Genomic DNA, 12696 nt, shown 5'->3' with positions numbered 1-12696 from the left:
GGATCCCGGGGGACGCGCCGGGCGCCCCCGGCCGTCTCAGACCCGACCGACCGACCGGAAGGGCATCCCGTCGAGGGGCGCCGTCCCGGCGGCGGTCCCCACCACCGTGACCTTCTCCATCTCCGCCCGCTCGACGACCTTCGCCGGGGCCGCGGGGTCCACCGGGGTCACCACGATCGGGGAGCCCGCCGCGACCGGGGCGAGCAGGAGCTCCGCGCCCCCGCCCAGCGCCGTCATCGGCGCGTCCGGCTCCAGGAACAGGCCCAGGCGGTCGTCGGCCGACAGTCCCCAGGCCGCGGCCCGCTCCCGGGCCCCGGCCGCCAGGTCCGCGCCCGTGCGTGCGCCGGCGCTCCGGAGCGCCGGGCCGTCCGGGTCGACCGGGTAGGCCGGGAAGCGGTCGCCGTACCCCCGGACCTCGACGGAGTAGTCGAGCACCATCGGCGGGACCTCGGACAGCGGCAGGCCCAGCGGGTGCAGCGAGGTGCCGACGACCTCGTCGGCGCCGCTGTCCAGCGCGCTCTCCAGGAGTCCGGCGCCGGCGACCGCGACCTGCGCGCCCGCCGGGACGTCCCCGCCGTCCGGGACGAACTCCGCCACCGCGCCCACCGACCAGCACGAGAGGAGCCACGCCAGCGACTGCCAGTGCACCGGAAGGGCGATCACGACCCGGTCGCCCGGCTGCACGCCCAGGCCGTCCACCAGCATGTTCGAGGTCTTGGACACCCAGTTGTCGAACGTGGCCCGGGACAGCTCCACACGGCCGCCGGAGGAGTCGTAGGAGGTCACGAACGGACGGGACGGGTCGGCGGAGACGAGTGCGCGCCACAGCTGCGCGGGAGTTTCGGACATGACCGCCACTCTAGGGCGTCCGCCCTCCGCCCTTCCCGGCGTTCGAGGGCGCCGGTCCCACCACCGCCGGGGCCAATCCACCGCCGGCCGGAGCGGCCCCGCCCGGCACACCGTCCCGCGTCCGGCCCCGCCCGCCGTGCCCGGGTCCCGCTCCGCCCGGACACGGCGGGTCCTCCGGAACCGGAACGTCCGACGAGAACCGCCGCACGGTGTGCGTAGCCCGCCGGGAACTGCCAGAGTTGCCCCATGCGCTTGCTCCCCGGTCGACTCCTCGCCCGTGTCACCGCGCTCCCCGCGATCGCCGCGTCGGCCTGGCTCCTGGTGGCCTTCCCCCTCCTGGCCCTCGGCTCCTTCACCCCTGTGGCGGCGGCCGTCCTGGGGACGCCCGCCGTGATCGCGGCCTGCGTGCTCGTGCCGCGGTTCGTCCCGGACCCGCCCGAGGACGAGGCCGTCCCCTGGTGGCCCCTCGTGCTCGTCGCGGTGATCACGGTCGGCTTCGCCGTCGTGCAGGTCGCCTACCACGCCGAGGCCCTGGTCATCCGCCGCGACCCCGCCTCCTACGCCATGTACACCGTGTGGATCGCGGAGAACGGCCACCTCCCCATCCCGCAGCAGCGCGAGCTCATCGCGGGCGACGATCCGGCGCTCAGCTACCAGAGCCTCGCCCACTACGACCGGGACGGGGCGATCTGGCCCCAGTTCATGGCGGGCGCGCCGCTGGTCACCTCCATCGGCTACTGGCTGGGCGGGCTCGACGGGATGCTCGTGACCACGCCCTTCCTCGGCGCGCTCGGCGTGCTCGCCTTCGCCGGGCTCACCGCGCGCCTGGTCGGCGCGCGCTGGGCCCCCCTGGGCGCCCTCGTGCTGGCCGTGTGCCTGCCCCAGCAGTGGGTGAGCCGCTTCACCTACAGCGAGCCCCTGACCCAGATCCTCCTGATCGGCGGGATGGTCCTGGCCTACGACGCGCTCGTCCGCCGCACCGCCCTCACCGACCGCTGGTCGGCCTCCCACACCCTCGCCGCCGCGGCGGGGCTGGCGTTCGGCCTCGCCCTGGTGGTGCGGATCGACGCGATCCGCGACCTGCTCCCCGTGGTCGGGTTCATCGGCCTCCTGCTCCTGGCCCGGCGGGGGCAGGCGCTGCCCCTGCTCGGAGGGCTCGCGCTCGGCGTCGGCCTGGGCCTGTACGCCGGGTACGGGCTGTCCCTGCCCTATCTGGAGTACCTGTCCGACTCCCTCAACCCCCTCCTGCTGATCAGCGCGGCGGTCATCGCGGTCACGGCCGCGGCCACGGCCGCCCTGTGGCGCTTCGGGATCCCCCGCGTGGAGCGCGTCCGCTGGCTCCCCCACGCGGTGACCGCGCTCGCCCTCCTCACCATGGTCGGGTTCGCGATCCGCCCCCTGTTCTGGCCCGACTACGGCCACGGCAGCGACTTCACCGACGCCTGGGTGGCCTCGGTCCAGGAGCGGGAGGGGCTGTGGCCCATCGAGGGCAGCCGCACCTACTACGACATGAGCCTGTACTGGGTGGGCTGGTACGTGGGCCTGGGCACCGTCCTCTTCGCCTCCCTCGGCGTGGCGCTGGTGCTGCGCCGCCTCGTCCTGCGCCGGGACCCCCAGTGGCTGCTGCCCGCCATGCTGCTGGTGTGGACCGTCACGACCACGCTCCTGCGCCCCGCCATCACCCCCGACCACCCCTGGGCGAGCAGGCGGCTGATCGTGCTGGTCATCCCGGCGTTCATCCTGTTCGCGGTCTGGTTCCTGGCGTGGCTCACCCGCCGCTGCACGGTCACCGGGGCCCCGGGGAGGCGCGGGGCGGCCTTTCAGGTCCTCCCCGCCGCGGTCGCCGCGAGCGCCTCCCTGGCGGTGTTCCTCCCCGCCGCGGCCACCTCGGCCGCCGGGATCATGGGGTACAGGCAGGACGTGGGCTCGGTCGCGGCCACCGAGGAGCTGTGCGCGTCGCTGCCGGAGGACGCGTCGGTGGTCGTGGTCGACCCCGGCATGGCCGGGAACTACATGCCGCTCCTGCGGAACGTCTGCGGCGTCCCCACCGCGGCGATGGACGAGCCGACGCCGGAGGACCTCGACCGGGTGGTCGCCGAGATCCACGGCCGCGGGCGCGACGCCGTCCTGGCCGCCTCGGACTGGCAGGTGCTGGAGGGCCTGACCGGGAGCACGGAGAACGTCGAGCGGCCGTTCCACGTCCTGGCGCAGATGGATCCGAGTACCCTCATGGAACCCCCGACAGGCCACTGGACCTTCAACGAGAGCGTGTGGGTGACCGTGCTCCCCGCCGGGGGATGACCCCGCCCCCGCGGACCGGTCCCACAACGCCCCCGCCCGCACCCGCACCCGCTGAGAAGAACCCATGAGCCAGACGAGCGACGACATCCGCCGGCCCGCCGAGACCCCGCCCGTGCGGGTCACCATCGTGCTGCCCTGCTACAACGAGGAAGACCACGTCGTCGACGAGGTCAAACGGATCTGTGCCGCCATGGACGGCTCCGGCTACGGCTACGAGCTGCTCGCGGTGGACGACGCCTCCACCGACCGCACCCTGGAGCGCCTGCGCGACGTGCAGGGCCTCTACCCGCACATGCGCGTCATCGCGTTCGGGCACAACGGCGGATCCGGCACCGTGCGCCGGCTCGGCAGCCAGCGGGCGCGGGGCGAGTTCGTGGTGTGGACCGACGCGGACATGAGCTACCCCAACGAGCGCATTCCCGAACTCGTCGCCATGCTCGACGCCGACCCCGAGCTGGACCAGGTCGTGGGCGCCCGCACCCAGGAGATGGGCTCGCACAAGGCGCTGCGGGTCCCCGCCAAGTGGATGATCCGCAAGATCGCCGAGCGGCTCACCAACACCCGCATCCCCGACCTCAACTCCGGGCTGCGCGTCTTCCGGCGCGACGTCGCCCGCCCCTACCTGAGGCTGCTGCCGCCCGGGTTCTCCTGCGTCACCACCATCACACTGGCGTTCCTGTCCAACCAGCACCCGGTGAGGTACGTGCCCATCGAGTACGCGAAGCGGGCGGGCAAGTCCAAGTTCCACTTCGTCAGCGACGCCTACCGGTACATCCTGCAGGTGCTGCGCATGGTCATGTACTTCAACCCGCTCAAGGTCCTCATGCCGCCCGCGCTGGTGCTGCTGGGCCTCGGCACGGCCAAGTTCGTGTTCGACCAGGTGCGCAACCCGCTGTACATCCCCAACAACACCGTCATGATCCTGATGACGGGCCTGATCATCGCGGCGATCGCCCTGCTGGCCGACCTGATCGTGCGCTCCCGGGAGAACCCGTGACCGGCGCTCCGGCCCGGGTCGCGCTCGTGGGACCCGCCCACCCGTACAAGGGCGGCGGGGCCAGGCACACCACCGAGCTCGCCCACCGGCTGAGCGCGCTCGGCCACCCCACGGCGATCGAGTCCTGGCGCGCCCAGTACCCCGCCGCCCTGTACCCGGGGCGGCAGACCATAGCCGACCCCGAGGGGGAGCCGTACCCGGACACCCGCCGAGACCTGGCCTGGTACCGGCCGGACGGGTGGTGGCGGGCGGGGCGGCGGCTGGCGCGCGAGGCCGACCTCGTGGTCCTCACCGTGTTCTCGCCGGTCCAGGTGCCCGCCTACCTCGGCATCATCGCCGGGGTGAGGTCCCGTCGCGGCGCCACCAGGGTGGTGGCGCTGTGCCACAACGTGCTGCCGCACGAGCGGCGGCCGGTCGACGTGTCCCTGGTCCGCGCCCTGCTGCGCCGGACCGACGGCGTGGTCACGCACTCGCCCGGACAGGCCCTCCTCGCCGAGGGCCTGCTCGGCCCGGGCCGCGCCGTGCCCGTGGTCGCCGAGATGCCGCCGCACCTGCCCGAGACGGGGGGAGCCGCGGCCGCGGACGGCGTGCCCCCGGGCGGCGAGCGCAGGCACCTGCTGTTCCTCGGCATCGTCCGTCCCTACAAGGGCGTCGACCTGCTGCTGCGCGCCCTGGCCGAGGGAGCGCCGCCGGACGTGACGCTGACCGTCGCGGGGGAGTTCTGGGGCGGGACGGCCGAGCTGGAGGCCCGGGCCGCCGCGCTCGGGATCGCCGACCGGGTCCGGCTCCTCGACGGGTACGTGCCCGCGGAGGACCTCCCCGGCCTGTTCGGCTCCGCCGACGCCGTCGTCCTGCCCTACCGGACCGCCACCGCCACCCAGAACGTGTGGCTGGCCCACGAGCACGGGCTGCCGGTCGTGGCGACCCGCGCCGGGACGCTCGCCGACCACGTGCGCGAGGGGGTCGACGGCCTGCTGTGCGAGCCGGGCGACGCGGCAGACCTGGCCCGCGCGCTCGGCGAGTTCTACGCCCCGGGGGAGCCGGCGCGGCTGCGCGCAGGGGTCCGCCCGGTGGACGCCGACCCCTACTGGCGTGCCTACACCGAGCGCCTGCTCGGGGCCTGAGGCGCGGGGCGCCGGGGGGAGGGCGGGCTCCGGCGCTCGGCGCGCCCGTGCGCGCCCGGTCGGCGAGGACGCGGATCCGGGCTCGGCGCGCCCGTGCGGGGCCACCGCCTGCGCGGGCGGCGGCTGCGGCCGGTGGGCTCAGCGCGCCCGTGCGGGGCCGCCGTGCGACGCGTCGGCGCCCGGTTCCGGCGCGGGCGACAACACGACCGCCAGCCCCGCCCAGGCCAGGTCCGCGGCGGTCATCACCAGCCGCGACAGCACCGCCACCACCAGGGCCGCCCCGGCGTCCACCACCGGGGCCAGCGCCACCACCAGGACCGCCTCGCGCACGCCCAGCCCGGCGGGGGCGAACACGACCAGCAGGCCCAGCGTCCAGGCCAGCGCGTACGCGCCGACGGCCGGGCCCAGAGAGCGCACCGCGTCGCCGCCGACGGCCCAGGTCAGCAACCACACGTGGGCCCCCAGGGGAACCCACGCCACCAGGGTCCACCCCGCGGCCGAGGCCATCGCCCTCCCGCCGAGACCGAGCGGACCGGCCTCCGCCACCTCCCGGAAGCGCGCGAACGGGCGGGCGGCCAGCCGGATGCCCAGGCCGACCACGCGGGGGTGCAGGGCGGCGAGCAGGAGCGGCGTCAGCGCCAGCGCCCACCACCAGCGCCGGGCGGCCTCCGCCGACGACAGGGGCAGGGCGACCGCGGCGACGGCCAGGCTCACCGCGACCGTCACGCCGACGGCGAGCAGGGTCGCGGCGGCGCCGCGGGACCGCGGCACGGCCCGGTCACGGGCCAGCTCGACCTGGGCGACGAACGCCCACACCGAGCCCGGGAGGTACTTGCCGAGCTGGCCCACGAACATCACGCGGGACGCCACCCGGCGCGGCAGCGGTGAGCCGAGCCCGGCCAGCAGGGCCCTCCAGGCGAGCATCTGGGCGGTCAGCCCCGCCATGCCCGAGAGGACCGCGGCCGGGAGCACCCACAGCGGGAGCTCGGCGGCGGCGTCCCGGGCCTGCGCCCAGTTCGCGTGCAGGGCCGCGCCCGCGCACGCGCACACCGCGAGGAAGAGCGCCAACCGGACCCACGGGTTGCCGCGCAGCCGACTCAGCACGCAACTCCTCCTTCGCTCACCTGCCGACCCTATGTCTCTTCCGACCCGCCCTGGGTCGCACCGGTGGTCCGCCCCGCCCGGGGTCGCACCGGTGGTCCGGCCCGCCCGGGGTCGCGCCGGTGGTCCGGTAGGTCCGGGGTCGCACCGGTGGTCCGGCCCGCCCGGGGCCGCGCCCGTGTCCCCGCACGGGCGGCACGGGCGGCGGGGGAGGGGCCGGGGCCCGGTCACCGCCGGCGCGGCCCCGGCCCCTCCGCGAGCGGCGATGCGTCCGCGTGGGCGGAACGGCCGGGGCGTAGGGTGCGCTCTATGAGTGGTGCGAACGACCCCTTCCCCGTGTCCTCCCAGGCCCCGGCCTCCCGGCCGCCGACCCCCTCCGCGATGCGCCGGGCCCTGGCGAGGGCCCGGGACGGCAAGACGCTCGACGTCGCCGAGGCGGAGGTCCTCCTGCACGCGAGGGGGGAGGACCTGGAGACCCTGCTCGAACACGCCGGCAGGGTGCGCGACGCCGGGCTGGAGGCCGCGGGCCGCCCCGGCGTCATCACCTACAGCCGCAAGGTGTTCGTCCCCCTGAGCCGCCTGTGCCGCGACCGCTGCCACTACTGCACGTTCGCGACGGTCCCCGGCCGCCTGGACTCGCCCTTCATGTCGCCCGACGAGGTCCTGGAGATCGCCCGCAAGGGCGCCGAGGCGGGCTGCAAGGAGGTGCTCATCACCCTCGGGGACCGGCCCGAGGACCGGTGGAAGCAGGCCGCAGAGTGGCTCGACGCGCACGGCTACGACGACACCCTGTCCTACGTGCGGGCCGTGGCGATCATGGTCCTGGAGGAGACAGGGCTCCTCCCGCACCTCAACCCGGGCGTCATGACCTGGTCGGACTTCCAGCGGCTCAAGCCGGTCTCCCCGTCGATGGGGATGATGCTGGAGACCACCTCCACCCGGCTCTTCACCGAGAAGGGCCAGGCGCACTACGGCAGTCCCGACAAGGACCCCGCGGTGCGGCTGCGGGCGCTGGAGGACGCGGGCCGCTCCAGCGTCCCCTTCACCACCGGCATCCTCCTGGGCATCGGCGAGACGGTCGCCGACCGCGCCGAGTCCGTCTTCGCGATACGCGGGGTCTCCCGCCGCCACGGCGGCGTCCAGGAGGTCATCGTGCAGAACTTCCGCGCCAAGCCCGGCACCGCGATGATGCACCGGCCCGACGCCGAACGCGAGGAGATGGCCGCCACGATCGCGGTCACCCGCCTGGTCATGGGCCCCAAGGCGCACATCCAGGCGCCCCCGAACCTCATCGGGGCGGAGTCGGGCGGCGTGGACGAGTACGCGCTGATGCTGCGCGCGGGCATCGACGACTGGGGCGGCGTCTCGCCGCTCACCGCCGACCACGTCAACCCCGAGCGCCCCTGGCCCCAGATCGACGACCTGGCCGCGCGCACCGCCGGCCAGGGGTTCACGCTCCGCGAGCGGCTCACCGTCTACCCCGAGTACATCCGCGCGGGTGAGCCGTGGCTCGACCCCCGCCTGGCCGGGCACGTCGCCGCGCTCGCCGACCCGGAGACCGGCCTGGCCCGCGAGGACGCGGTCATCGAGGGGCGGCCCTGGCAGGAGCGCGAGGCCGTCCTGGTCTCCTCCGGCCGCACCGACCTGCACACGGGCATCGACACCGAGGGGCGCACCGGCGACCGCCGGAGCGACTTCGACTCCGTCTACGGCGACTGGGACGAACTGCGCTCCGGAGTGGACCGGGAAGGCGCGGTGCCCCGCAGGTTCGACCCGGACATCGCCGCGGCGCTGCGCAGCGCGGAGGCCGACCCCGCCGGGCTGGACGACGACGAGGCGCTCGCCCTGCTGCACGCGGACGGCCCCGAGCTCGAAGCCCTCGCGGACCTGGCCGACCGCGTACGGCGCGACGTCGTCGGTGACGACGTCACGTACGTCGTGACCAGGAACATCAACTTCACCAACGTCTGCTACACCGGCTGCCGGTTCTGCGCGTTCGCGCAGCGCCGCACCGACGCCGACGCGTACACGCTCTCGCTCGACCAGGTGGCCGACCGGGCCGAGGAGGCCTGGAAGGCCGGGGCGACCGAGGTGTGCATGCAGGGCGGCATCCACCCGGACCTGCCCGGCACCGCCTACTTCGACATCGCGTCGGCCGTGCGCGAGCGCGTCCCGGACATGCACGTCCACGCGTTCAGCCCGATGGAGGTGGTCAACGGGGCCGCCCGCACCGACCTGCCGGTGCGCGAGTGGCTGACCCGGGCCCGCGAGGCGGGGCTGGGGTCCCTCCCCGGCACGGCCGCGGAGATCCTCGACGACGAGGTCCGCTGGATCCTCACCAAGGGCAAGCTGCCCGCGAGCGAGTGGATCGACGTGATCACGGCCGCGCACGACCTGGGCATCCCGACCACGTCGACGATGATGTACGGCCACGTGGACTCGCCGAGGCACTGGGTGGCGCACATCAAGCTGCTGCGCTCCCTCCAGGAGCGGTCGGTGGAGCGCAACGGGCGCCGCGGGTTCACCGAGTTCGTGCCGCTGCCGTTCGTGCACACCAACTCGCCCATCTACCTGGCCGGGCTGGCCCGCACGGGGCCGACCGTCAGGGAGAACCGCGCGGTGCACGCCCTGGCCCGCCTGCTGCTGCACGGCCACATCGACAACATCCAGTGCTCGTGGGTGAAGCTGGAGGAGGACACCTGCCGCCAACTGCTGGCGGGCGGCGTGAACGACGTGGGCGGCACCCTGATGGAGGAGACCATCAGCCGCATGGCCGGCTCGGGGCAGGGGTCGTACAAGACGATCACCGACATCCGCTCCATGGTCGAGCCGACCGGCCGGCCGGTCCGGCAGCGCACCACCCTCTACGGGGAGGTGCCGCGGGAGCGGCAGCGCGTCGCGGAGGCCAGCGACGGCGTGGCGCCGAGCGTCCTGCGCCCGTCCCTCCCCCTGGTCTGAGGGGTCCGCCGGCGGGCGCGCCCGGGACCGGGGGAGCACGAAGGGGCGGAACGCCGGGTGATGGCGCTCCGCCCCTTCTCCTGGGAGGCGGACCCCCACCGGGATGGGAGTGGTGGGAGGGGGTCCGCGGGAACCGCGCGCAGCGGGAGGGGAGGGGCTCCGCGCGGCTATGGCCCTAGCAGGCGCCGACGTCGGTCCAGACGCCCCACTCGCCGGTCGTGCCCGGCTCCTCGCCCCGGGTCCACCAGCGGGCCTGGTACTCGCGGCCGCCGTGGGCCACGCGGTCGCCCTGGGTGTAGGTGGAGCCGGACGACCAGGCGGAGGCGGTGCACTCGCCGGGCTGCTGGGTGGGCTGCTCCGTCGGCTGCTCGGTGGGCTGCTCCGTCGGCTGTCCGCCGCCGCCCGGGTTGTCCAGGCGGGCGGAGACGGTGTTCGCGAAGGCGTAACCGCTGGTGGCGTCCCAGTTGATCGACCAGGTCATCACGCCGCCGATGGGACCGTACGGCGTCTGGGGGGAGAACGAGCCGCAGTTGGCGCCGGTCTCCAGGCAGTCGAGTGCGCGCACCACCTGGCTCGGCGCCATGTAGCCGCCGCCGGCCGCGGACCGCACCGCGGGCAGGCCCAGGCCGACCTGGTCGGGGCGCAGTCCCATCTCCAGCTGGATGCAGGCGAGCGCCGCGACGAAGTCCGGGGTGCCCTGGCTGTACACCTGGCCGTCGCAGCCGAGCATCGACCCGGAGTTGTAGTACTGCATGTTCACGATGGTGAGGATGTCGGCGATGTCCGTCGCGAGCTTGTAGTACTCGCGGTCGGGGCTCTGGAAGTCGATGGTCTGCGGGGCCATGGTGACGATCAGGCCCGGACCGACCCGGGAGCCGAGGTCGTGCAGGGCGTCGGACATGTGCTGGGCGTTGATGCCGTGCTCCAGGTCGATGTCGACCCCGTCGAACCCGTAGTCCTGCATCAGCTGGTGGGCGGTGTCGGCGAAGTTCCGCGCCTGGGTCGGGTTGGTGACGTTCACGTGGCCGAGCTCGCCGCCCACGGAGATGATGACCTTGCGCCCCTGGGCCTGGACGGCCGCGATGTCGCTCCGGAACTGCGCGTCGGTGTAGCCGCCCAGTTCGCTGCTCGCGAGGTTGAAGGTGATGCCGCCGTCGAGGGTGGCGTGGTTGTCGGCGAAGGCGACGGCCACCATGTTGTACTCGGCGGGGATCTCCGTCAGCGGCATCACCCCGGAGCCGTTCTCGAAGTTGTGCCAGTAACCGGTGAGCCACTGCCCGGTCTGCTGGGTCTGGACGGTTTCGCCGTCGGCCACGGTCTCCGCCTCGGTGGGAGAGGGGGCGATCTGGGTGAAGCCCGCCACGAGTGCGGCCGCCAGAACCGCGAAGGTACCGGCGAGAGCGGCTTTGCGTCCCTTGGACCGGCTGTGGCGATGAGTCCTGAGCATGGGGGTGCTCCTTTCGTCGAGCGGGGGAGACGAAGGGGGCTCCCGGGGGAGCCGCTTAATTGTTAGGAAACTTTAAAGTTGGCTTCCGGTCCCGTCAATGGAAATGGTAAGGAAAGTTTGCAGTTTTCTTTGGGATCGCGTACCACTCTCTTCGGGGCCGCGTACCGCGCGACGGCCCGGGGCGTCGCCGTTCGGGCGTCCGCGCGGCGGCCCCGCCGGCTCCGCGGCGCTCCGGGCGCGGCCCCGCTCACGCGCCGTACGGACCGGTCCCCGTGTCCCGGATGTCCAGGTCGCGGCTCATCGCCCGGAACACCTCGTGGTCGATGTCGCCCTCCCGGTACATCGACATCAGCATGTCCCGCCGCGCCTGCGTGATCTGGGCGTGCACCGCCTTGCCGCTGTCCACCCGCTGCCGGGCCCGGCCGTCCCCCGCGTCGAGCAGCCCCCGCACCTGGCTCACCCGGCGGACGTACACGCCGCGCAGGGAGTCGGCGGTCCTCTCGTCCAGCTCCCCCTCGCGGAGGAGCTCGTCCACCTTGCCCAGCGCCGCACAGCTCATCTGCTCGTCCGCCCGCAGGAACTCCCGCTGCCGCGCGCCCTCCTCGGCGAGGCCCAGCCGCCGCAGCACCAGCGGCAGCGTCATCCCCTGGCCCACCAGTGTCCCCAGCACCACCGCGCCCGCCACGAACACCAGCGCGCCCCGGTCGGTGAAGGGCTCCCCGCCCAGAGTGGCGGGCAGGGACAGGGCGATCGCCAGCGACACCGCCCCGCGCATCCCGCTCCACCCGATGACGATCCGCTCCCGGAAGGACGAGACCTCCAGGTTGAGGAGCCGCACCACCCGCTGCACCGGGATGACGGCCAGCATCAGCGCCATGCGCAGGACGACCGCCGCGGCCGTCGTCGCCAGGGCGACCCCGAGCAGCCCCAGGAGGGCGAAGTGGTCCCGCACGGCCGCCGCCACCGCGTCCAGCTGGAGCCCCAGCACCACGAACAGCATCGACTCCAGCAGGCTCACCAGCGTCGACCAGATCGTCTGCCCGTTCACCCGCACCCTCGGCGGCAGCAGGCCCTCGCCCCGCGTGCCCAGGTAGAAACCGGCGACCACCGCTGCCAGAACGCCGGAGAACCCGGCCATCTCCGCCGGGATGTACGCGACGAACGGCGTGACCAGCACCACCATCAGCTGGAGGGACGGGTCCCGCATGCGCGTACGCGACCACGCGACCGCCGCGGCCACCACGGCCCCGTAGAGGAGGCCGCCCACCACGACCTTCACCAGCTCCACCACGCCCTCCTGCGGCGTGAGCGGACGCGCCATCGCGGTGACGGCCAGGCTGAACAGGGTCAGCGCCACCCCGTCGTTGATCAGGGACTCGCCCTCCAGGATCGTCAGCACCCTGCGCGGGGTGCCCACCCGCTTGAGGATGGCCGACGCGGCCACGGCGTCCGTCGGCGCGATCGCCGCGCCCAGGGCGATCGCGGCGGGCCACCCCACCGAGGGCAGCAGCAGGTGGAGGACCGCGGCCAGGCCGAACGCGGTGGCCAGGGTCACCCCCACCGCCATCACGGCGATGGGCCGCATCAGGTCGCGCATGTCGCGGGGCGAGGAGAAGAACGCCGCGTTGTAGATCAGCGGCGGCAGGAACACGAGGAGGATGACCTCGGGGGAGACCGACAGCGAGTGCATCCACGGCACGACCCCCAGGGCCATGCCGAGCAGCACCAGCACGACCGCGCCCGGCACCCGGAGCCGTCCCGCGACCAGTCGGCCGCAGATCACCGCGACCACGATCACCAGCGTGGCGACCACGTACTCCTCGACGTCCATCCCGCGCCCCCCGCTCGACTCCCGGCCGGACCAGGATCGCGCCGTCGGTCCCCCGGCGCCTCCGGACGCGCCGGGGGACCGACGGGAG

Annotated in this window: 8 protein-coding genes; 4 read left to right on the top strand and 4 right to left on the bottom strand. The window is 74.3% G+C overall.

Annotation, left to right across the window (positions count from 1 at the left end; all coding sequences use genetic code 11):
• Positions 1 to 36: 36 nt before the first annotated feature.
• On the bottom strand, positions 37 to 849 hold the full coding sequence (locus ABZ234_RS12440; RefSeq protein WP_344186269.1) for a TIGR03089 family protein: 813 nt from the start codon (positions 847 to 849) through the stop codon (positions 37 to 39).
• Between the two features lie 246 nt (positions 850 to 1095).
• Here ABZ234_RS12440 and ABZ234_RS12435 point away from each other — a divergent pair, with 246 nt between their 5' ends.
• From ABZ234_RS12435 to ABZ234_RS12425, 3 genes are all read left to right on the top strand, one after another.
• Complete coding sequence (locus ABZ234_RS12435) at positions 1096 to 3150, top strand: hypothetical protein (protein WP_355012053.1); 2055 nt, start codon at positions 1096 to 1098, stop codon at positions 3148 to 3150.
• A 64-nt stretch (positions 3151 to 3214) separates the two neighbouring features.
• Entirely contained in the window at positions 3215 to 4147 is a 933-nt protein-coding gene (locus ABZ234_RS12430; protein WP_267948286.1) for a glycosyltransferase family 2 protein, read from the top strand.
• On the top strand, positions 4144 to 5271 hold the full coding sequence (locus ABZ234_RS12425; RefSeq protein ID WP_355012052.1) for a glycosyltransferase family 4 protein: 1128 nt from the start codon (positions 4144 to 4146) through the stop codon (positions 5269 to 5271). The genes ABZ234_RS12430 and ABZ234_RS12425 overlap by 4 nt, the downstream gene beginning before the upstream one ends.
• 138 nt (positions 5272 to 5409) lie before the next feature.
• Here ABZ234_RS12425 and ABZ234_RS12420 read toward each other — a convergent pair whose 3' ends face one another.
• Positions 5410 to 6375 (bottom strand): lysylphosphatidylglycerol synthase domain-containing protein, encoded by a 966-nt coding sequence (locus ABZ234_RS12420; RefSeq protein WP_355012051.1) that lies wholly within the window; start codon positions 6373 to 6375, stop codon positions 5410 to 5412.
• 306 nt (positions 6376 to 6681) lie between these two features.
• On the opposite strand from ABZ234_RS12420, the gene ABZ234_RS12415 reads away from it, so the two are divergent.
• Positions 6682 to 9330 carry a bifunctional FO biosynthesis protein CofGH gene (locus tag ABZ234_RS12415; RefSeq protein ID WP_355012050.1) on the top strand — a complete coding sequence of 883 codons (2649 nt, stop codon included), beginning with the start codon at positions 6682 to 6684 and terminating at the stop codon, positions 9328 to 9330.
• 175 nt (positions 9331 to 9505) lie between these two features.
• Here the strand turns inward: ABZ234_RS12415 and ABZ234_RS12410 are convergent, their stop codons facing one another.
• Together ABZ234_RS12410 and ABZ234_RS12405 are read right to left on the bottom strand one after the other, a co-directional pair.
• Positions 9506 to 10777 (bottom strand): glycosyl hydrolase family 18 protein, encoded by a 1272-nt coding sequence (locus ABZ234_RS12410; RefSeq protein WP_355012049.1) that lies wholly within the window; start codon positions 10775 to 10777, stop codon positions 9506 to 9508.
• A gap of 247 nt (positions 10778 to 11024) precedes the next feature.
• Complete coding sequence (locus tag ABZ234_RS12405) at positions 11025 to 12608, bottom strand: Na+/H+ antiporter (protein ID WP_355012048.1); 1584 nt, start codon at positions 12606 to 12608, stop codon at positions 11025 to 11027.
• Between the last annotated feature and the right edge of the window lie 88 nt (positions 12609 to 12696).

The organism is Nocardiopsis sp. NPDC006198, from assembly GCF_040613895.1.
Classification (GTDB): Bacteria; Actinomycetota; Actinomycetes; order Streptosporangiales; family Streptosporangiaceae; genus Nocardiopsis; species Nocardiopsis tropica.
Note: the sequence above shows the minus strand (reverse complement) of the source record. Positions and strands in the feature narration are given on the sequence as shown.